Raw genomic sequence first — 20,462 nt, forward strand, 5'->3', positions numbered from 1 at the left:
GCCTTTTATATACTTAAAATTCTTTTAATTTTTGCACCGCACTTTTGATATTCTGTGCTTGAGTGATGGCTGAAATCACCGCTACGCCATCAGCACCAAGTTGTTTCAGTTGAGGCGCGGATTCTGTGGTAATGCCACCGATTGCCACGAAAGGTTTATTAAGCGGAATTTTTTTAAGTTGCTCAATACCTTCTATACCAATGGGTTGGGAATGATCTGCTTTTGATGCTGTCGCAAAAATAGGGCCTACCCCAATATAATCAATGTCCTCTAGTTGTTGTGCGTCTTGAATTTGTTCAAGGTTATTGGTGGATAAGCCAACAATAAATTTGCCATTGGTGCGTTTTAATAGCTCGCTGACTGCCATATCTTGTTGACCCACATGAATGCCATCCGCACCGATTTCCATTGCCAATTCCACATCATCATTAACAATAAAGGGCACTTTATATTGGCGGCATAACTCCAAGCATTGTTTTGCCAATATTTTTTGCTGTTCGGGCTGTGAGATCAGTGAATCTTCGCCTTTATCCCTGAATTGAAAGCAAGTGATTCCTGCTTCCAATGCTTGTTTTAATACGTGCAATAGATTCTGGCAAGGATCGCCAGCTAAATGGCGACAATCTTGTGTTCCTGCAATAAAATACACCGATAGCATTTGTTTGATATTATTCATCTTTATAAGCCCAATGGTTTGTTGGTCCATGACCATGTCCGATATTTAACGGGTTGCTAATTGCCGCAGTTATAAATGCTTTGGCTGTTCGAATAGCTTGTTCTATGCTATTACTTTTAGCTAATTCCGCGGCAATGCAAGCAGAGAAAGTGCAGCCTGTACCATGAGTGTGTTTCGTTGGGAAGCGTTTTGCTTCTAAGCAGAATTGTTTGTTTGGGGTGAAAACATAATCTAAACAGACCGCACTTTGAGAATCTACACTGTGTCCACCTTTAATCACAACGGTTTCCACGCCAAACTCTTGTAATAAACGAGCGGCTTTTTCTGCGCTTTTGTGATCATGAATTTTAATACCTGTTAATGCTTCAGCTTCAGGTAAATTTGGTGTCAGCACATGTGCTTTGGGTAGCATATATTGTTTTAGCGCTTGAATCGCTTGTTTTTCTAATAAAGGCTCTGAGCCTTTCGCTACCATAACAGGATCGAGCACAACTACTGGAAAGTTGTGAGTATCCAAACTTTGTGCCACTGTTTCAATAATTTCAGCATTGCCTAACATACCGATTTTTACCGCATTGATATTGAAATCTTCGGCAACTACACGAATTTGTGCGGCAATTGCATCAAGGGGAATGGGCGCAATTCCAAAAACGCCCATGGTATTTTGTATGGTAATGGCCGTAATTGCACTTGTACCAAACACATTGCGCATTTGGAAGGTTTTTAAATCCGCTTGAATACCAGCGCCTCCGCCGCTATCCGAACCTGCAATTGTCAGTGCTTGAGGAATATTATTCATAATTTACCTTTGAAATCTTGGTGATGTCTTCTGTTGTGATACAAGACAATTTGTTTAAAAACTCTACTGCGAAACTACCTACTTCGGTCGTTAAACCTGCAGCGGCTAATTCGCCAGCGACAGCATAAGTTGTGCAAGCCTCAACACAAGCTGAAAAATAATCGTCTTTTTCTGCTACAGCTAAGAAAGCACCAACAACAGCGCCTAACAAACATCCTGAACCAGTGACTTTTGGAAATAAATCGGTACCATTGGCAATTTTCGCGACTTGTTTTCCATCGCTGATATAATCAATTTCGCCGCTAACCGCAACAATGCATTGATATTTTTGCGCAGCAGCTAGCGCAATTTCTGCAATATTTCCTTCGCCTTGACCCGCGTCAACGCCTTTGCTTTCCCATTCTACGCCCGCTAAAAATGCCACTTCGCTGACATTGCCTCGAATGGCGGATACTTTAACTTTATCTAAAATCTGTTGTACGACTTGACGACGATAAGTAGTTGCTCCTGCTCCAACAGGATCTAACACCACTGGAACGCCAGTTCTATTTGCTACTTGACCCGCGAGTATCATTGCTTCAACATCAAGCTTATTAATCGTACCGATATTAATCAATAATGCTCCTGCAAAATTTTGAATTTCTTCTACTTCTTCGGGCATGGTTGACATAAAAGGCGAAGCGCCTAAAGCGAGTAAACCGTTAGCAGAAAAATTGGTGACAACAATATTGGTGATACAATGAATAAGTGGGTTTTGTTCGCGAACAAGATTTAAGTAATTGAACTGCATATAATTTCCTAATTAAAACGACAAGAAAGATACGCAATAATGGAGCGGTAAAAAAGAAAAATTAGTTCCCTACGCCAGTATTAGCTGTATCAGGTTTTACGGGTATAATCTCAGCCATTTAGTAGATAGCACCCCGACTAACCTTGGTAGTCTAATTTATTAAAACAAAAAAACAAAGATAAAAAGTAATAACTGTGATATTGATCACACAAAAGTGCGGTGTAAAATGAAGATGTTTTTGATTATTAAGAATAAAAGAGGAACAGCATGAAGGTAGGTTTAGTACTTGAAGGTGGCGCTATGCGTGGCATTTTCACTGCGGGCGTGCTTGATGTATTTATGCAACAGCAAGTGCATATTGATGGAATAGTGGGTGTGTCTGCGGGGGCATTATTTGGTATTAATTATCCTTCAAAGCAGCAAGGGCGAGTGTTGCGTTACAACCTACAATATTTGAATGATAAACGCTATATGGGGTTGCATAGTTTGTTGACGACAGGAAATATTGTGAATCGCGATTTCGCTTTTTACCAATTACCTTTTGAATTAGACCCTTTTGATCAAGACGCTTTTTTACAATCCCACACTGATTTTTGGCTTACTTTGACGAATGTTGAAACGGGGGAAGCAGAATATGTGAAAATTCAAGATGTGTTCAAGGAAATGGAGTATTTCCGAGCGACTTCGGCGATGCCTTTTGTATCGAAAATAGTAGAAATCAATGGTAAAAAATATTTAGATGGAGGTATTTCAGACAGTATTCCCATTCAAAAGTGCTTTGAATTAGGCTATGACAAAGTGATTGTCGTGTTAACTCGTCCTTTGGATTATCGCAAAACACCAAGTTCAATGTGGTTGTTTAAATTAATGTATAAAAAATACCCTAAACTAATCGAACGCTGGCAAAATCGTTACTTAGAATACAACCAGACCGTAGAACAAATTATTGATCTCAATAATAAAAAACAAATTTATGTAATTCGTCCTTCACAAACTATTAATATTAGTAGATTGGAAAAAGATCCGAAAATGATTCAAAAAATGTATGATTTGGGTATGGCAGATGCAAAAAATGAATTGGCTGGGTTGAAAGCTTATTTAACCAATTAAAAAAATCCCCGCAATAGCGGGGATTTTATTTAGTCAGTTAAGATTAATTCTTTTAAATATTGGAAAATCTCACGATAGGCTTTTGCTGGTTTATTTTGCTCTTTTTCTTTTTTAGCTGAACGAATCAAATTGCGCAAATGCTGGCGATCTGCTTGTGGATATTGCTCAAAAAAAGCCGCTAAATCCTCGTTATTGTACTCGATCAATTCCTCTCGCAATAATTCCAATTTATGCAACATGGCTTGTTGTTGATTATGTTTATTTTCAATTTTTTCTAACGCTTCTTTGATTGGCTCCACATCCATAGAACGCAACAATTTACCAATAAATTGTAGTTGGCGACGTTTTGCTTCACGTTCAGAACGACGAGCTAAATTAATGGCATCTAATAGGGTTTCATCTAAGGGAATTTTTTCTAAATTCGTTTGTGTCAGTTCAACGATTTTTGCCCCTAACTTTTTTAAATCTTCCGCATCACGTTTAATTTCACTTTTACTTACCCAAATAATTTCTTCTTGATCATCAGTCCAATCTAAGTCGACTTTTTTTCCACGCTTTTTCATTTTTTATCCTGTTTGATTGCTTGGCGCTATGTTTCTTAATTTTGCGACATTGTAGCAAATAAGCTAAAATGCCACAAACTTAGGACATTGGATGAGATTGAATAAAAAGGTAAATAATGAAAACTGAACAGAATTCCACCGCACTTTTAAAACAACAAGAACAAGAATTACGTCATGCGGTGAGTTATGCCGTTGAAATTGCTCAGCAAGCAGGGGCAACAGCAGAAGTCGCAGTGACCAAAGTCAATGGTTTATCGGTTTCTACTCGTTTACAAGAAATTGAAAATGTAGAATTTAACAATGATGGCGCTTTGGGTATTTCGGTTTATTTAGGTCAACAGAAAGGTAATGCCTCTACTTCAGATTTAAGCCCTGAAGCCATAAAAAATACAGTAGAAGCTGCATTAGCCATAGCACGTTATACTTCGCCTGATGATTGTGCTGGACTGGCACCTGAAGAATTAATGGCATTTGGAGCGCCTGATTTAGATTTGTATCATCCGACAGAAGTGGATGTTGATCGTGCGACTGAATTAGCATTACAAGCAGAAACGGCAGCATTGGAATTTGATGAACGTATCGTGAATAGCAATGGTGCAGCGTTTAATTCTCATTCTGGCATCCGCGTATATGGCAACAGCTATGGCATGTTACAAAGCTATTTATCAAGCCGTTATTCTATTTCTTGTTCTATTCTTGCTGGTGAAGATGAACAGTTAGAAAGTGATTATGAATACAGTATTTCACGCAATTTTAACCAACTTGAATTGCCTGAATGGGTAGGAAAAAATGCCGCAGAGAAAGCTATTAAACGCTTAAATCCACAAAAAATCGTGACGCAACAAAGCCCAGTGATCTTTTTAAATGATGTTGCAACAGGATTAATTGGGCATTTAGCGGCGGCAGTGAGTGGTGGCAGCCTGTATCGTAAAAATAGCTTTTTATTGGATCAATTAGGTCAACAAGTGTTACCTGATTGGTTTGAAATCAACGAAAGACCGCACTTGTTGGGGCGTTTAGCCTCCACTCCATTTGATAGTGAAGGCGTGCGGACAAAGTCGTTAGATATTATCAAGCAAGGTATTTTGCAAACCTATTTATTAACGAGTTACAGTGCTAAAAAATTGGGGATGCAAACAACGGGGCATGCGGGTGGAATTCATAACTGGCTGGTGAAACCAAATTCTCAAGGAAATTTAACCGCACTTTTACGACAAATGGGAACTGGACTGTTAGTGACTGATTTGATGGGGCAGAGTATTAATATGGTGACAGGCGATTATAGTCGTGGTGCCTCAGGTTTCTGGGTTGAGAATGGCAAAATCCAATACCCTGTTTCCGAAATTACCATTGCGGGCAATTTAAAATCCATGTTACGCAACATAGTTGCAGTCGGCGATGATATTGAACATCGTTCTAACATTCAAACAGGCTCAATTTTATTAGAAGAAATGAAAATTTCAGGTAATTAATTTAAATGAGAATAATTCTTATTGACAAAATTATTCCATTTCAATTAAAATGCTCCCATCTGTTAGGGCGTAGATAGCTAAACAGGTAGGGTAGAAAGTAGATTCGTTAGGGTATAAAAGACCGAAGTGTTACAACTTCGGTCTTTTTTTGTTATGATTGCACTACTTTTTTAACACAAAGGAATTATTATGAAAAAACATCATGTTGATGTCCTTATTTCAGAACAAGATGTCAAAGAGCGAATTCAGGCACTAGGACAAGAAATTACAACCTATTACCAACAAAAACAAATAGATAAGTTAATTGTCGTTGGCTTGTTGCGTGGTTCATTTATGTTTATGGCAGATTTGGTAAGAGAAATTAAATTGTCTGTTGAAATTGAGTTTATGACAACTTCAAGTTATGGCACAGGCATGACAACAAATCATGATGTCAAAATCAGTCAGGATCTGGAAGGCGATATTAAAAATGAGCATGTTCTTATCGTAGAAGATATTATTGATACAGGATATACCTTAGAAAAAGTTCGCCAAATTTTATTGTTACGTGAGCCAGCCAGCTTAGCGATTTGTACTTTATTGGACAAGCCATCTCGTCGAGAAGTGGAAGTGCCAGTTAATTGGATTGGATTCCCAATTCCAGATGAATTTGTTGTTGGATATGGCATAGATTACGCACAACGTCATCGTAACCTAGGCTTTATTGGCAAAGTGGTCTTGGAAGAATAAAGCAAAGTGCGGTGTAAAATCACTGAATTTTACACCGCACTTTTATGAGTATCTATTGTACTTTTTCAATGTGCAAAACATCAATTTCGCTTATGCCAAATGATTTATCTAGTTTACCTCGAATGTTAATTTTATCTTTATAGCTTACCGATAACCCATTCCATACATGGTCTGCAATTTCAATTTTAATCTTATCTTCAGTAAGATCCTTGAATTGATATTCTTGATGATTCAGTTGCTCAACAATATAGCCTTGTAAACTAATGTAACTGCCATTGTGCAACTTTTTCACTTCAGTGATACTGAGCTGACGCTGACTAGTATCACCAAACATCAGTGTCGGTTGGGTTACACAACCTGATATTACACTAAGCGCCAGTAACAACATAAAACAAATACATTTTTTCATGTTTGCTCCTTGTGAAATTTCTTATAAGAAGAGGGAATTAAGTTATTTTCTTTCTCGCCAATAGGTTGCAAAACGCGGTTTTCCATCTTTAGTTAATCCTCGATATTTATATGTAATGATGGAGCCAATAGCTGGTGGCGTTTTTTTTTCTGCTAAATTAAATCCAGAGCCAATTTTGAATTGACCTCGATGATTTTCACAAGTGAGTGATCCCATAAAATTTTCAAATTGTCCTTTTCCTTTATGATGAGCAACCACCGTACATTCTTCATCAAGTGCGGTCTTTAATTTTAAAATTTTATGACTGCGAATTCCCCACTCATAAGCTGCTTGTGGATCTCGCAAAATGACGCCTTCACCTTTCATTTCTTCTATGTTTTTTAAAAATTCTTGCACTTGTTGTGAATTTTTAATCGGAATTTGTGGAATAATTTTTATATAAGGCATGGGATGTTGGGCTAAATAATCTTCTAATGTTTTTAAACGTTCAAATAAATTGCCATCTGCGTGAGGGACGTCAAACACATGTAAAGTTAAATTTTCCCAACCTGTATCGTTTTGTGAACGCACAATAGACGAGATTTTCTCGAATTGATTTCGTTCACTGAACAGCTCACCATCAATGGCAAAAGAGGGAAAGTACTTGGTGAAATAGTGCGGTGGAAATAATTGCTTTTTATTGCGTGTGTACAAGTGCTTACCGTCCCAATAACCTCTCACTCCATCTAATTTCTCACTCATTACCCAACCAGATAAATCTTGGTTTTGATAAGTAGAAACAAGCATTAAATCAGGCAAACTTGCATAGCTGGTAAGCACAAATAGGATATTCAGAAAAATAATATTAAGCCATTTCATCGTCAATCTCTCCTTGCTTTTCTTGAGCATATCCATAACGACAAAGAAAACAAATTTGTGGTCATGAATTTGGAATCTAATTCACAAAATAAAGTGTTTTTAGGTTGAAAGTGCAGTTGGTTTTAGATATTTTTATGTTTGCATAGTATGGGGTAGGAACGTATAATTGAAATCAATGATATTGTCTTTTTATGTGAGGAACTTATGTCTGAAAAAGTAAATAATGATGAGATTGATTTACTTGAGTTAATTAGAATGTTATGGGACAAAAAATGGTGGATTATCTTATCAACTTTTGTTTGTACTGCATTAGCCGCAGCCTATGCGTTTACGGCGAAAGAGCAATGGACATCAAGAACTGAAATCATTAAACCTAGCATAACAGATATGGGCAGTTATTTAGCCTTACGAAAAGAATATGAACGAATCATAGATAACCAACTAGATGTCAATAAATTATCGGATGAATTATATGAAAAGTTTGGGCGATTCTCTCTTTCTTTAGATGAAAGAGAAAGAATGTTAGTGCAAACAGAAGTTTATAAACAACTATCTGAAGGTAAAGATACACAAGCTCAGCGTAGAATACTAAATATATTAGCAAGAGAAAATATTAGTATTTCTACTCCAGATCCTAAGAAAGATCCTAATGCCATCGGTAAACGTTTTGGTTTTAGTGCAGAAACCCCTGAATTAGCCCAAAATACATTGAAATTATTTATTGAGCATATCAATGCTAAAGCAAGTCAATCTCAGTTACACGATTTCAATGTGATGGTAACTCAAAAGATTGCTGATTTAGAATTTTCCCTTAAAAAAATAGAGGAAGAATTAAAAAATCAAAAAGCTGCTGAATTAGAAAAACTTACTGTTATCTTGGATACAATGAAAAAATCTGACATCAAAGATTTATCACCAACATTGAGTTCAAAAACAGAGTCAAACAATTCAGCAGAAATGGTATTAGACGATGATTTTAAGTTGTTTGTGTTAGGGGAACAATATGTCAATGCGAAGATTGATATGGAAAAAGCAAAGCCTATTGTGTATCCTTCTGAATATCTCGCTATTCAAACACAATTAAGAGCATTGAATGGACTAGCAGCAAAAACGAAAGATGCAAATTTAAATGCCTTTAGTTATTTAAGTTCGCCTGATTATCCTGTGATTAAGGATAAACCGAAAAAAGCATTAATTTTATTAATTGGTTGTATTGTTGGTTTTATTTTATCAAGCTTTTTAGTTTTAATGGTTAACTTTTTGAGAAAGAAATAATATGACTAGAATTGCAATTATTCCTGCTAGAGCAGGTTCACAAGGTATTAAAAATAAGAATTTACAATCTGTTGGCGGTATTTCCCTAGTCGGTCGAGCGATTTTAGCCGCCAAAGAATCAGGCGTGTTTGATCAAATTGTTGTCACTTCTGATGGAAAGGAAATATTATTAGAGGCAGAGAAATATGGAGCCATGCCGTTTTTACGCCCGGTAGAATTAGCTCAAAGTGATACACGGACTATCGATACAATAATCCATTGTTTATTGGAATTAGGTATTAAAGATGGGACTATTGCTTTATTCCAACCAACAAGTCCTTTAAGAACCTCACTAGATATTCGAAATGCCATGGAGATATTCTTAGGTGGGCATTGTAAATCTGTTGTTTCAGCCTGTGAATGCGAACACCATCCATATAAGGCTTTCACAATGGATGGCGATGAAATTATGCCTTGCCGAGAACTACGTGATTTTGAGGCTCCACGCCAACGGCTACCTAAAGCCTATCGAGCGAATGGTGCGATTTATATTAATAATATTGCATCATTATTAAAAGAAAAATGTTTCTTTATTTCGCCTATTCGTTTTTATTTAATGCCAACGTATCGTTCAATTGATATTGATTCGACATTAGATCTGCAGATTGCAGAAAATTTAATTAAGAATGAACATTAATGAAAGCAATCAAAGATAGTGCTATTTATTTAATTGGAGAACTAATCTCAAAGGCAATGCCATTTTTGTTATTGCCTTATCTTTCTCGAAAGCTGGGAGTAGAAGGGTTTGGGGAATTAAGTTATTTCCAGACTTATATCTCACTATTTGCCATAGTGTTAGGTTTAAGTCAAGATGGTGCTATCGCTCGCTATTTCTATTTCTATGGTAAACGTTCTTTAGATTTGGTTTTAAAAACAGGATATAGTTATACAATTACCTTAGGAATATTTCTTTCTATTATCGCTTATCTAGTTCATTCTGAAATTCTTTTTTATACTGTTTGGATAGCTGTATTTCAGTCTATTTTATCTGTTCAACTTTCTGTTAGGCAATGTCAGAAAAAGGCTATCTCTTATACAGTTATTCAATTTATGTCAGCAATTGCATTAGCTATTACAACAGTTATAATGCTAGAGTTTTATGATACTAATTTAGTAGAAAAGAGAATATTAGCCATGTTATTTGCTAATATCATTGTATGCTTAATTTCGTATTTCTTTTATAAAAAGGAAATGAAAACAAGGAAAATACTGAGTTATATAAAATATAAGAAATATTTCCTTTATTTGGTTGGCTTTGGTTTCCCTTTATTATTTCACCATGTAAGTTTCTTTCTTAAGGGGCAAGTAGATCGTATGTTCATCTACCATAAATTTTCAGAAAGTGAGTTGGGATTATATGCAATGGGTGCTCAATTGGCCACAATTCTGACAGTTCTTATTATGTCAGTTAACAAAGCTCTAGTGCCATATTTATTTGATAGCCTAAAAAAGAATAAATTAACATTAAATAAACTGCATAAATTAGTATTTTTGTCTTTTTTCCTAATGCCATTTCCAATATTGATTTCATATTTTATTCCAGAACAATGGATATTATGGATTCTAGGAGATAAGTTTGAAGGTGTTAAATATTATTTTATTATGTTTCTTATATCTTCAATTTTAGTTATTCCATATCTTATATTAGTAAATTATTTATTTTACTATGGTAAAAATAAAATGATATCTTTTTGTTCTGTGTTATCTACAATGATATATCTAGTGTGTTTGTTGTTTTTCACAGATATTGGTGTTAAATATATTCCTTATGCGAGTATAATCGGAGCTGTATCTATGCTACCTATTTTATATATGGTGACAATAAGAGTTAATAGAGGTTATGATAATGGAACCATTAATTAGTATTATTACTCCAGTATATAATTCGGAAAAGTATATTCAACAATGTATTGAATCAGTATTATCACAGACTCATACTAATTGGGAATTAATTTTAATCGATGATTGTTCTAAAGATACAAGTGTTGATATTATATCCAAATATCTTTTTGATTTTCGTATTAAATTATTTAAAAATAAAAATAATTTAGGTCCAGCATTGACTAGAAATGTAGGATTAGATAATGCTACAGGTGATTATATTACTTTCTTAGATAGTGATGATTTCTGGTCTAAACAACACTTAGAAAATCAACTAAGATTTATGATTGATAATAATCTCCAAATTAGTCATGGTAATTATCATTTTTGTGATCTAGAAGGTAATATTATCAAATCCATCAATGTTACTCCTAAGATAGATTACTTTTGTTTGTTAAAAGGTAATCAGTTTAAAACAATGTCAATGATGTTATCAAAAGATTTAATAGGAAATCATCGATTTGAGAATATCAAACATGAAGATTATGCATTTTTCTTGGAATGTTTAAAACGAACAAATTATTCTTTAACAGATCATTCATCTATTGATTCATATTGCCGCATTGGAAGCGGTGTCAGTGTATCTTCAAATAAAATAAAAAGTGCGGTTTGGACTTGGGATATTTATCACAAACATCAGAAGTTAGGGGTAGTTAGATCTTGTTATTATTTTATCCATTATGCTTATAATGGTTTTATGAAATATCGTTGATTTTCTTAGGGGAGTTTTATGATTTCAATCATAATCATTACTTATGGACGCAAAGAAGAATTATTTGAAACCTTAAAATGTATAAACCAATATCAAGGTGAAGATATAGAATTACTATTACTTGATAATAATCCTAGTAATGCTTTAGAAGCTGCAGTGAAAGAGTTAATATCAAATTCTAATATTAGATTTATTTATTTTCAAGATGGAGTTAACTATGGTGTTGCTGAAGGAAGAAACTATTTAATTGAAAAATCTAGAGGAGATATATTAATTACGTTAGACGATGATATTGAAATTGATAATATTACTCAGTTAGTTAATAAAGTTGAAAGTTACTTTTCTGAAAATAGAAATGTTGGAGCTTTGGCTTTTAATATAAAGAACTTTTATTCAAGAGAAAGTCTTCGTCATGAAATCCCTCATGGTAATAAAAATCTTGATTTTTCTAAGAATATGCTTACTTATTACTATATTGGAGCAGGTCATGCAATAAGAAAAGATGTTTATAATCAAGTAGGGCTTTATCCGAATGATTTAGGTAAATATGGTGGTGAAGAAAGAGACCTCTCTTTTAGAATATTGGAAGCTGGATATGATATTTTATATGTAAGTGATATTGTTATTTATCATAAAGTTTCTCCTTATGGTCGTATGAAAAAAGAAGAAGAAAATTTTTATCGCTATCGTAATCAACTAGTTGTTCTTAATCGTTATATGCCATTCAAATATAGAATTACTTCAAATATATTTTGGAGTTTATTCTATTTATTAAGGATGAAAGGTAGTTTGTTTAAGATAGTTACAGTTCTTAATGAAGTGAAAAAAATTACTAGAAACACAATATCAGAAAAAACATTGTTAAGAATGAAGAAATTAAGAAGTAGGGTGTACTATTAATGAGTATATATATTTTTATTTTGCTGCTCTTAATTTTAGGTTCTATATTTGATTTATATAATAGCCGTATAAAAAATATTATATTTAATGTCCATTTCTTTTTTGTTTTTCTATTAGCTACCCTAAGATATGGGGTTGGAGTGGATTATTTTCAGTATGAGAATTTATTTGATAATGCTTATCCTATATGGGATCTATCGTTAGATTATTTTCTGTATAATCAGCATAGTATAGAATGGGGTTATTTACTTCTAGAATCGTTAATAAAGTCCTTTACTCCAGATTATGCTATTTTTCTACTTATTTATAATTTTATACTATTTTATTTTTTATATAAAGGTATTAAAAATTATTCAAATTACAATATTCAGTTATTTTTGTTTTATTGTTTTATACTTCCGATTTATGCTATAGAAGCATATAGGCAAGCAATGGCTATGGTTATATTTCTGTATAACTCTAAAAATTTATTAAATGGGAATTTATATAAATACTCTTTTTGGGTTCTTGTTGGTTTTCTATTCCATAAGGTATCTTTGTTGTTGTTGCCTCTATATTTTCTTGTTAGAATTACAATTTTTAGAAAGGTGTCATTTCTAATAGTATTAATAGTATTGTCGTTTTTGATTTCTTATTTTGATTTGGTTGGTAAATTTATCGAGTTTTTATTTTTATATTTTGGGGATAGCTCTTTAGTAAAAAGAGTTCACCTTTATTATTTTATTAAGCATGATCCAAGCCTAACAATAGGGTTTGTTGCGTATTTACAGAGATTCATTATTATATCTATAGCCTTGTTCTATAGAAATCTATTTCAAGATAAAATTATACAACTTATATTGTTTTATCCAATAACCTATTTTATTTTTTCTAATGTAGGAGTTTTGGCAGGTAGAATATCAGCTATTTTTCTTGTTTTTTACTTGATCTATTTTGGGGGGTTATTAAGCAAGGATATAAAGTTAAAACCATTTATTTTTATTTTTTTAATATTATATGGTTCTTCAATTTTTTATAAAGATATTCATACTTATCATAAGGATAAGGAAATATATACTCATATACCATATAAAAATGTGTTATTTGATAGGTAGGATAAATGGTAATTAAAAATAATTTTATATTTATAGTTAGTGGCTTTAGGAATTTATTATTAATTCTGTTGTTGCTTCCGAAAGATTCTATTGAAAATGGTTTGTTTGTTGCTGATTTTAACTTGAAATCACTTAAGTGGCTTAATTATAGAAAGAAAACTGTTTTCGTCAAGAAGCCTAAAAGTATAATAGAGAGTATATTTATGACGATTTATTTAAATATATACTCGTTTTTTATATTGAATAGGGGGAGTAGAGTTAATAGAGTTGTCTATGGAAGTGATCATATTATTGGAGCAAAATATTTCTTAAGGCGTTTTCCTTTTATCTTGATTGAGGATGGTACGGCAAATTATGACCCTAAATCATATCAACGTAGCTGGAAAAATAAATTGTTTTCTATCCCTACTTTTGGTGTATATAAAAATGTAACGAAGATTTATCTTACACAGAAAAAGAATATCCCTGATATTATAAAAAATAAGGTCGACTTTGTTGATGTTAGAGAACTTTGGAATAAAAAAACATCAGAGGAAAAAGATTATATATTAAGTTTTTTTAATATTGATGATATGAAATTATCTATCTTAAAACAAAAGAAGCATATTTTATTCACTCAACCACTATCGGAAGATGGAGTTTTAACAGAAGAAGAAAAGGTAGATTTATACTCTAAAATAGTTAAAAAATATGATAAAACCTCTTTAGTGATCAAACCTCATCCTAGAGAAAAAACGAATTATAGCATTTTATTTCCACAAACTTACATATTTGAAGATGCTCTTCCTGCTGAGCTTTTAGAATTATTGGGAGTAGACTTTGAGCGAGTGATTACATTATTTTCTACAGCTGTTTTACAATATCCAAAAGAAAAAATAGATTTTTACGGTACTAATTGTCACTCTAAATTAATAGAACGTTTTGGTATAGTAGATATATTTGATGTTAATTGTAATTTATAATTGATTTGTTGGAGGTGTAGGGTATATGAGACGGCAGAAGGAACTAGTTTGTAAATTATTATTACTTATTTCGGATATATTGTCATTTTCTTTTTCCTTGTTTATGGCTATATATATATTAAAGATAGTTTATGGAAATATAAATGTGTATTTGCCAGATGCGCAAATACTAGATGTATTTTCTTTACATTTGTTTTTAGGCGCTCTTTGTGTTACTTGGTTTGCTATACGATTAAGACATTATACTTACCGTAAACCATTTTGGTTTGAACTAAAGGAAATAATAAGAACATTATTGATATTCTTTATTATTGAGCTGTCAGTGATGGCTTTTTCCAAATTATATATTTCACGTTATCTTTTCGTATCTGTATGGTTAATTAATTTAATATTATTTCCTCTAACTAGAATTGCAGTTAAACTTTATTTAATAAAAGCTAAATGGTATCTAAAAGAAACCGTTATAATTGGTAGTGCGAAAAATGCGATAGATGCCTATGTTGCACTACGAAGTGAAACCTATTTAGGTTTAGATATTAAATATTTTATATCATCAAATAAAGAATTAGTCTCACATTTTAATATTCCTGTGTTAAATGAGGACGAATTTAATCTTAAAGAAAAATTCTCTCAAAGATATACTCAATTTATTATTGCATTGGAAAATGAGGAATGCGATTTACAAGAACATTGGTTGCGTAAACTTGCATTGAATAAGTTTCGTTCTATATCAGTCATCCCTACCATAAGAGGTTTGCCATTATACAGTACTAATATGTCGTTTTTATTTAGCTATGAAATGATTTTATTAAGGGTGAATAATAATTTAGCTAAACGATCTTCCCGTATTTTAAAAAGAACAATGGATATCGTTTGTTCTATTTTGATTATTCTGTTGTTATCACCTGTATTATTAACGCTATATTTCTTAATTAAGCGAGATGGTGGTGATGCAATTTATGGTCATAGTAGAATTGGGCGTAATGGGGAGCCATTTGATTGCCTTAAATTTAGATCTATGGTGGTAAATTCTAAAGAGGTTTTAGAAGAACTTTTAGCAAATGATCCTGAAGCCCGTGCTGAATGGGAAAAAGATTTTAAACTTAAAAATGACCCTCGTATTACAAAAATCGGACATTTTATTCGTAAAACTAGTTTAGATGAGCTACCACAACTCTTTAATGTTCTTAAAGGGGAAATGAGTTTAGTTGGTCCTCGTCCAATTGTAAAAGATGAATTAGAACGCTACGAAGAAGATGTGGATTATTACTTAATGGCAAAACCAGGTATGACAGGTTTATGGCAAGTGAGTGGTCGTAATGACGTAGATTATGAAACTCGAGTATATTTCGATGCTTGGTATGTTAAAAACTGGTCATTATGGAATGATATTGCCATCTTATTTAAAACAGTAAATGTGGTTTTGAAACGAGATGGTGCTTATTAAACCATGAAAATACTTATCACAGGCGGAGCTGGTTTTATTGGCTCTGCTTTTATTCGATATTTAATCAATAACACAGATCATCTTGTTATTAATGTTGATAAATTGACTTATGCGGGGAATTTGTCTTCATTAGATGAAGTCTGTGTTTCTCCTCGCTATCATTTTTATCGGGAAGATATTTGCGATAGAAATGTGATGCAAGGAATTTTTACGCAACATCAGCCTGACGCGGTTATTCATTTGGCAGCCGAGAGTCATGTTGACCGCTCGATAAATGGTCCTGCTGATTTTATTCAAACTAATATTTTTGGTACTTATAACTTGCTCGAAATTGCGCGGGATTACTGGGCTAGTTTAGATGGGGATAAAAAAGCGCGGTTTATTTTTCAACATATTTCTACAGATGAAGTTTATGGTGATTTAAGTCCTAATGCTGCTCCCTTTGATGAACAAAGCCGATATCAACCAAGTAGTCCCTATTCTTCATCCAAAGCCGCAAGTGATCATTTAGTGAGAGCTTGGCATAGAACCTATGGTTTACCAATTTTACTGACTAATTGCTCGAATAATTATGGGCCTTTCCAACATCCCGAAAAACTCATTCCTTTGATGGTTTCAAATGCTATTCAGGGAAAAAAATTACCCATTTATGGAAGCGGACAACAAGTTCGTGATTGGTTATTTGTGGAAGATCATATTGAGGCGCTTTATCTTGTATTGCAAAAAGGGCAAGTTGGTGAAACTTACAATATTGGTAGCAACTGTGAAAAAACTAATATTGATGTGGTGAATATGATTTGTGACCTATTAGAAGAATTCGTGCCAAACAAGCCAGCAGGTGTAGTTCAATATAAAGATTTAATTACTTATGTTGCGGATCGTCCAGGTCATGATAAAAGGTATGCCATCAATTCAAGCAAAATTCAGCAACAACTCGGTTGGCAGCCTAAAGTCAATTTGGTGACGGGTTTACGCAAAACGGTAGAGTGGTATCTTCATCATACAAACTTGTGGAAAAAATAAAATTATCTCTGCCAATTCGTGTAGAAACTGATATATTGTAATCATTGTTTTTTTATTTTTAAGGATAAAAATGAACGTTTTCCTTTCTTTTGAATCTTGCAGCGCAGAATGGGGTAAAAATGCTATTCTGAGTTTTCAAGATAATCAGGCGATTATTCATTGTTCGCAAAACTGCGAAAAAAAAGACCGCACTTTAGTGCAGAAAGCAGCTCGTAAGTTACGTAATCAAGGAATTTCTAATGCTGATTTATCTGGAAACAATTGGTCATTGGAGTTTTGTTGGGCATTTTATCAAGGCTTTTATAGTGCAAAACAAGATTTCTCAGTAGATTTTCCAACACTATCTGAATTTGAGAACGAAGAGTTATTTAGCCGAATTGAATGTATTGATTTTGTACGTGAAATCATTAACTTACCCTCTGATGTCTTAACCCCTGAAGCATTGGTAAATCGAGCAGCTCAATTTATTGAACAACAAGCTGCGGCTTGGGAAGAAGGCGTTGTAAGTTATAACATCATTAAAGGCGATGAGTTAAAAGAATTAGGTTATCAAGGTATTTGGACTGTAGGGCGTGGCTCGGTAAATCCGCCTGCTATGTTACAGCTTGATTTTAATCCAACGGGCGATGAAACTGCGCCAGTTTTAGCTTGTTTAGTGGGCAAAGGCATTACTTTTGATACGGGTGGTTATAGCCTAAAGCCAAGCAACAATATGGACAGCATGAAATCTGATATGGGGGGTGCTGCTTTATTGACTGGCGCATTGGGTTTAGCGATCGCACAAGGATTGACGCTGCGAGTTAAACTTTATTTATGCTGTGCGGAAAATATGATTAGTAGCAATGCCTTCAAATTAGGGGATATTATTCAGTATCGAAATGATGTTTCGGTTGAAGTAATGAATACGGATGCTGAAGGGCGTTTGGTTTTAGCTGATGGTTTAATTGAGGCAAGCCAGCAGCAAGCACAATTTATTATTGATGCAGCAACATTGACTGGTGCGGCAAAAGTGGCGGTCGGTAACGATTATCACTCAGTACTTTCCATGGACAATCTGCTGGTTGAAGATTTATTACATTCAGCTCAACAAACTCAAGAACCATTTTGGCGTTTACCATTTGAAGAACTACATCGCGGACAAATTTCTTCTGCTTTTGCAGATATATCAAATACAGGTTCTGTGGCTGTGAGTGCAGGGGCAAGTACTGCAACAGCATTTTTATCTTACTTTGTTGAAAATTATCAACAAAATTGGTTACATATTGATTGCTCAGCCACTTATCGCAAATCGGCGAGCGATTTATGGGCAGTTGGGGCAACAGGGATTGGCGTGCAAACTCTTGCAGACTTATTATTAACAAAAGGAGAATAACATGGCATTAGAATATACATTTTCAATCATTAAGCCAGATGCGGTTGAGCGTAATTTAGTTGGTGCGATTTTAGCGCGTTTTGAATCAGCTGGTTTTCGTATTGCAGCGACAAAAATGTTGCATTTAAATCAAGAACAAGCAGAAGGTTTTTATGCAGAACACAAAGGAAAGTCTTTTTTTGAGGGATTGGTGCAATATATGATCTCTGCGCCCATTGTGGTTTCTGTATTAGAGAAAGAAAACGCGATAAAAGATTACCGCACTTTAATTGGTGTTACTGATCCGACATTAGCAGAAGAAGGTACGATTCGTCGTGATTTTGCGGAAACTAAAACCCGTAATTCAGTGCATGGTTCCGATAGCCCTGAAAGTGCGAAACGTGAAATTGCCTATTTCTTCGTGGAATCGGAAATTTGTTTAAAATAATGCCTGTGAGCGCAAGTTTTTTATTCCCTGAATAATTAATTTAGGGAATTTTTTTATGTAAAGATTGAAATTTATTCAAAAATCTGTATTATAGCCGTCTATACTTCTAAATGAAATTAAGGAATATTATGTCTAGCTATTTATTTACTTCTGAATCTGTATCAGAAGGCCATCCAGATAAAATCGCCGATCAAATCTCAGATGCGGTATTAGATGAAATTTTAAAACAAGATCCTAAAGCGCGCGTAGCTTGTGAAACCTATGTGAAAACCGGTATGGCGCTCGTTGGCGGTGAAATCACCACTTCTGCATGGGTAGATATTGAAAATTTAACGCGTCAAGTGATTTGCGATATTGGTTATAAACATTCAGAAATGGGCTTTGATGGTCATTCTTGTGCGGTGTTAAATGCTATTGGTAAACAATCTTCTGATATTAATCAGGGCGTGGATCGTGCAAATCCATTAGATCAAGGGGCGGGTGACCAAGGCATTATGTTTGGTTACGCGACCAATGAAACGGATGTATTAATGCCAGCAGCTATTACTTATGCGCATCGTTTAATGGAACGCCAAGCAAAAGTGCGTAAAGATGGAACATTATCTTGGTTACGTCCAGATGCAAAAAGCCAAGTCACGCTAAAATATGAAGATAACAAAATTGTTGGTGTTGACGCAGTGGTTCTTTCTACTCAACATTGCGATAGCGTAAATCAAAAAGATTTGCATGAAGCTGTGATGGAAGAAATTATTAAACCTGTATTGCCTGCACAATGGTTATCAAAAGACACCAAATATTTTATTAATCCAACTGGGCGTTTTGTGATTGGTGGACCAATGGGAGATTGTGGTTTAACTGGTCGTAAAATCATCGTGGATACTTACGGCGGTGCAGCTCGCCATGGTGGCGGTGCATTCTCAGGTAAAGATCCTTCTAAAGTAGACCGCTCTGCTGCTTATGCGGCTCGTTATGTCGCGAAAAATATTGTTGCTGCAGGCCTTGCAGATCGTTGCGAAATTCAGCTTTCTTATGCAATTGGTGTGGCAGATCCTACTTCTATTATGGTGGAAACCTTTGGTACCGGCAAAGTAGCAAACGAGTTATTAGTTGCCTTAGTGCGTGAATTCTTTGATTTACGTCCTTATGGCTTAATCAAAATGCTTGATTTAATCCAACCCATTTATCGTGAAACTGCAGCTTATGGCCACTTTGGGCGTGAACAATTCCCATGGGAAAAAGTGGATCGTGCAGAAGAATTACGTGCTGCAGCGGGCCTAAAATAAATCATTTCACTATATAAGGCGAGCTTGCTCGCCTTTCTTTTTATGCAAACAGAAACCCAATTCCGACATTTAAAAATGCAGGTGCAATGGCGGTTAACCCATTGTTTACAGATTGCAGAACAACATTTTAAGCGTCGTTTCCCTTCTCCTGCTGTCACTTATGAACTGAAAGGCGTAAAAGCAGGTGTCGCTTATTTGCAGAAAAACCTTATTAAATTTAACCGTACTTTATTATTGGAAAACCCCACTGAATTTATCCAGCAAGTTGTGCCACATGAATTGGCGCATTTATTGGTCTATCAACAATTTGGTAGAGTGAAACCTCATGGTAAAGAATGGCAATTTGTGATGGAACATCTTTTTAATTTGCCAGCGGATACTTGCCATCAATTTGATGTGACGAATGTACAAGGGCGTACTTTTGCTTATGAATGCCAATGCCAAACCCATTATTTAACGACTCGACGTCATCATAATATTCAACGAAAAAGAGCGGTGTATTTATGCCGAAAATGTAATGCTCCATTGATTTATTCCAATAATGAATAGTTCTCCCCAAACTTTGTTTTCAGATGTATTTTTTCTTTTCCAAACTTGAAATTTATTTTTCTAAACCTATTTATATGAGGTATTTCAATAAA

At 34.3% G+C, this 20,462-nt stretch carries 22 protein-coding genes and 1 riboswitch; of the genes, 16 read left to right on the forward strand and 6 right to left on the reverse strand.

What is annotated here, in order from left to right; all coding sequences use genetic code 11:
- Window positions 1-13: 13 nt before the first annotated feature.
- The 3 genes from thiE to thiM are packed head-to-tail and all read right to left on the reverse strand — an operon-like array spanning window position 14 to window position 2,265.
- Window positions 14-676 carry a thiamine phosphate synthase gene (thiE, locus tag ACUXZ4_RS04060; RefSeq protein ID WP_464973763.1) on the reverse strand — a complete coding sequence of 221 codons (663 nt, stop codon included), beginning with the start codon at window positions 674-676 and terminating at the stop codon, window positions 14-16.
- On the reverse strand, window positions 669-1,475 hold the full coding sequence (gene thiD, locus ACUXZ4_RS04065; protein WP_464973764.1) for a bifunctional hydroxymethylpyrimidine kinase/phosphomethylpyrimidine kinase: 807 nt from the start codon (window positions 1,473-1,475) through the stop codon (window positions 669-671). Before thiD ends, thiE begins: the two co-directional genes overlap by 8 nt.
- Complete coding sequence (thiM, locus tag ACUXZ4_RS04070; protein ID WP_464973765.1) at window positions 1,468-2,265, reverse strand: hydroxyethylthiazole kinase; 798 nt, start codon at window positions 2,263-2,265, stop codon at window positions 1,468-1,470. Before thiM ends, thiD begins: the two co-directional genes overlap by 8 nt.
- A gap of 49 nt (window positions 2,266-2,314) precedes the next feature.
- Window positions 2,315-2,411: riboswitch (TPP riboswitch) on the reverse strand.
- A gap of 121 nt (window positions 2,412-2,532) precedes the next feature.
- Between thiM and ACUXZ4_RS04075 the strand changes: the two genes are divergently transcribed.
- Window positions 2,533-3,375, forward strand: a complete 843-nt coding sequence (locus tag ACUXZ4_RS04075; protein WP_464973766.1) for a patatin-like phospholipase family protein — start codon at window positions 2,533-2,535, stop codon at window positions 3,373-3,375.
- A gap of 29 nt (window positions 3,376-3,404) precedes the next feature.
- On the opposite strand, the gene yjgA is transcribed toward ACUXZ4_RS04075, so the two are convergent.
- The gene (gene yjgA, locus ACUXZ4_RS04080; RefSeq protein WP_464973767.1) at window positions 3,405-3,938 is read right to left on the reverse strand and encodes a ribosome biogenesis factor YjgA; all 534 of its coding nucleotides are present in this window, start codon (window positions 3,936-3,938) and stop codon (window positions 3,405-3,407) included.
- Between the two features lie 116 nt (window positions 3,939-4,054).
- Here yjgA and pmbA point away from each other — a divergent pair, with 116 nt between their 5' ends.
- Window positions 4,055-5,410 carry a metalloprotease PmbA gene (gene pmbA, locus ACUXZ4_RS04085; protein WP_464973768.1) on the forward strand — a complete coding sequence of 452 codons (1,356 nt, stop codon included), beginning with the start codon at window positions 4,055-4,057 and terminating at the stop codon, window positions 5,408-5,410.
- A 189-nt stretch (window positions 5,411-5,599) separates the two neighbouring features.
- Entirely contained in the window at window positions 5,600-6,139 is a 540-nt protein-coding gene (gene hpt / locus ACUXZ4_RS04090; protein ID WP_464973769.1) for a hypoxanthine phosphoribosyltransferase, read from the forward strand.
- A gap of 52 nt (window positions 6,140-6,191) precedes the next feature.
- On the opposite strand, the gene ACUXZ4_RS04095 is transcribed toward hpt, so the two are convergent.
- Both ACUXZ4_RS04095 and ACUXZ4_RS04100 read right to left on the reverse strand, forming a co-directional pair.
- Window positions 6,192-6,548: a YgiW/YdeI family stress tolerance OB fold protein gene (locus tag ACUXZ4_RS04095; protein ID WP_464973770.1), complete on the reverse strand. Its 357-nt coding sequence runs from the start codon at window positions 6,546-6,548 to the stop codon at window positions 6,192-6,194.
- 42 nt (window positions 6,549-6,590) lie between these two features.
- Window positions 6,591-7,406: a DNA ligase gene (locus tag ACUXZ4_RS04100; RefSeq protein ID WP_464973771.1), complete on the reverse strand. Its 816-nt coding sequence runs from the start codon at window positions 7,404-7,406 to the stop codon at window positions 6,591-6,593.
- 204 nt (window positions 7,407-7,610) lie between these two features.
- On the opposite strand from ACUXZ4_RS04100, the gene ACUXZ4_RS04105 reads away from it, so the two are divergent.
- The 13 genes from ACUXZ4_RS04105 (at window position 7,611) to ACUXZ4_RS04165 (ending at window position 20,370) form a co-directional block, all read left to right on the forward strand.
- Window positions 7,611-8,681, forward strand: a complete 1,071-nt coding sequence (locus ACUXZ4_RS04105; protein ID WP_464973772.1) for an LPS O-antigen chain length determinant protein WzzB — start codon at window positions 7,611-7,613, stop codon at window positions 8,679-8,681.
- A 1-nt stretch (window position 8,682) separates the two neighbouring features.
- Window positions 8,683-9,357, forward strand: coding sequence for an acylneuraminate cytidylyltransferase family protein (locus ACUXZ4_RS04110; RefSeq protein ID WP_464973773.1), 675 nt, complete (start codon window positions 8,683-8,685; stop codon window positions 9,355-9,357).
- Window positions 9,357-10,583, forward strand: a complete 1,227-nt coding sequence (locus ACUXZ4_RS04115) for an oligosaccharide flippase family protein (protein ID WP_464973774.1) — start codon at window positions 9,357-9,359, stop codon at window positions 10,581-10,583. Before ACUXZ4_RS04110 ends, ACUXZ4_RS04115 begins: the two co-directional genes overlap by 1 nt.
- Window positions 10,567-11,313 carry a glycosyltransferase family 2 protein gene (locus tag ACUXZ4_RS04120; RefSeq protein WP_464973775.1) on the forward strand — a complete coding sequence of 249 codons (747 nt, stop codon included), beginning with the start codon at window positions 10,567-10,569 and terminating at the stop codon, window positions 11,311-11,313. The genes ACUXZ4_RS04115 and ACUXZ4_RS04120 overlap by 17 nt, the downstream gene beginning before the upstream one ends.
- Before the next feature lie 18 nt (window positions 11,314-11,331).
- Window positions 11,332-12,213, forward strand: a complete 882-nt coding sequence (locus ACUXZ4_RS04125; RefSeq protein ID WP_464973776.1) for a glycosyltransferase family 2 protein — start codon at window positions 11,332-11,334, stop codon at window positions 12,211-12,213.
- Window positions 12,213-13,307: an EpsG family protein gene (locus ACUXZ4_RS04130; protein ID WP_464973777.1), complete on the forward strand. Its 1,095-nt coding sequence runs from the start codon at window positions 12,213-12,215 to the stop codon at window positions 13,305-13,307. Before ACUXZ4_RS04125 ends, ACUXZ4_RS04130 begins: the two co-directional genes overlap by 1 nt.
- Window positions 13,308-13,312: 5 nt before the next feature.
- Window positions 13,313-14,269 carry a glycosyltransferase family 52 gene (locus ACUXZ4_RS04135; RefSeq protein WP_464973778.1) on the forward strand — a complete coding sequence of 319 codons (957 nt, stop codon included), beginning with the start codon at window positions 13,313-13,315 and terminating at the stop codon, window positions 14,267-14,269.
- A 25-nt stretch (window positions 14,270-14,294) separates the two neighbouring features.
- Window positions 14,295-15,716: an undecaprenyl-phosphate galactose phosphotransferase WbaP gene (gene wbaP, locus ACUXZ4_RS04140; protein ID WP_464973779.1), complete on the forward strand. Its 1,422-nt coding sequence runs from the start codon at window positions 14,295-14,297 to the stop codon at window positions 15,714-15,716.
- Between the two features lie 3 nt (window positions 15,717-15,719).
- Entirely contained in the window at window positions 15,720-16,739 is a 1,020-nt protein-coding gene (gene rfbB / locus ACUXZ4_RS04145; RefSeq protein ID WP_464973780.1) for a dTDP-glucose 4,6-dehydratase, read from the forward strand.
- Window positions 16,740-16,809: 70 nt separating this feature from the next.
- Entirely contained in the window at window positions 16,810-18,111 is a 1,302-nt protein-coding gene (pepB, locus tag ACUXZ4_RS04150; protein ID WP_464973781.1) for an aminopeptidase PepB, read from the forward strand.
- A 1-nt stretch (window position 18,112) separates the two neighbouring features.
- Window positions 18,113-18,538, forward strand: a complete 426-nt coding sequence (gene ndk, locus ACUXZ4_RS04155) for a nucleoside-diphosphate kinase (protein WP_464973782.1) — start codon at window positions 18,113-18,115, stop codon at window positions 18,536-18,538.
- A 128-nt stretch (window positions 18,539-18,666) separates the two neighbouring features.
- Complete coding sequence (gene metK / locus ACUXZ4_RS04160; protein WP_464973783.1) at window positions 18,667-19,821, forward strand: methionine adenosyltransferase; 1,155 nt, start codon at window positions 18,667-18,669, stop codon at window positions 19,819-19,821.
- Between the two features lie 42 nt (window positions 19,822-19,863).
- Window positions 19,864-20,370 carry a SprT family zinc-dependent metalloprotease gene (locus ACUXZ4_RS04165; protein ID WP_464973784.1) on the forward strand — a complete coding sequence of 169 codons (507 nt, stop codon included), beginning with the start codon at window positions 19,864-19,866 and terminating at the stop codon, window positions 20,368-20,370.
- Window positions 20,371-20,462 lie beyond the last annotated feature (92 nt).

The sequence above is a fragment of the Reella acinonychis genome, from assembly GCF_052828705.1.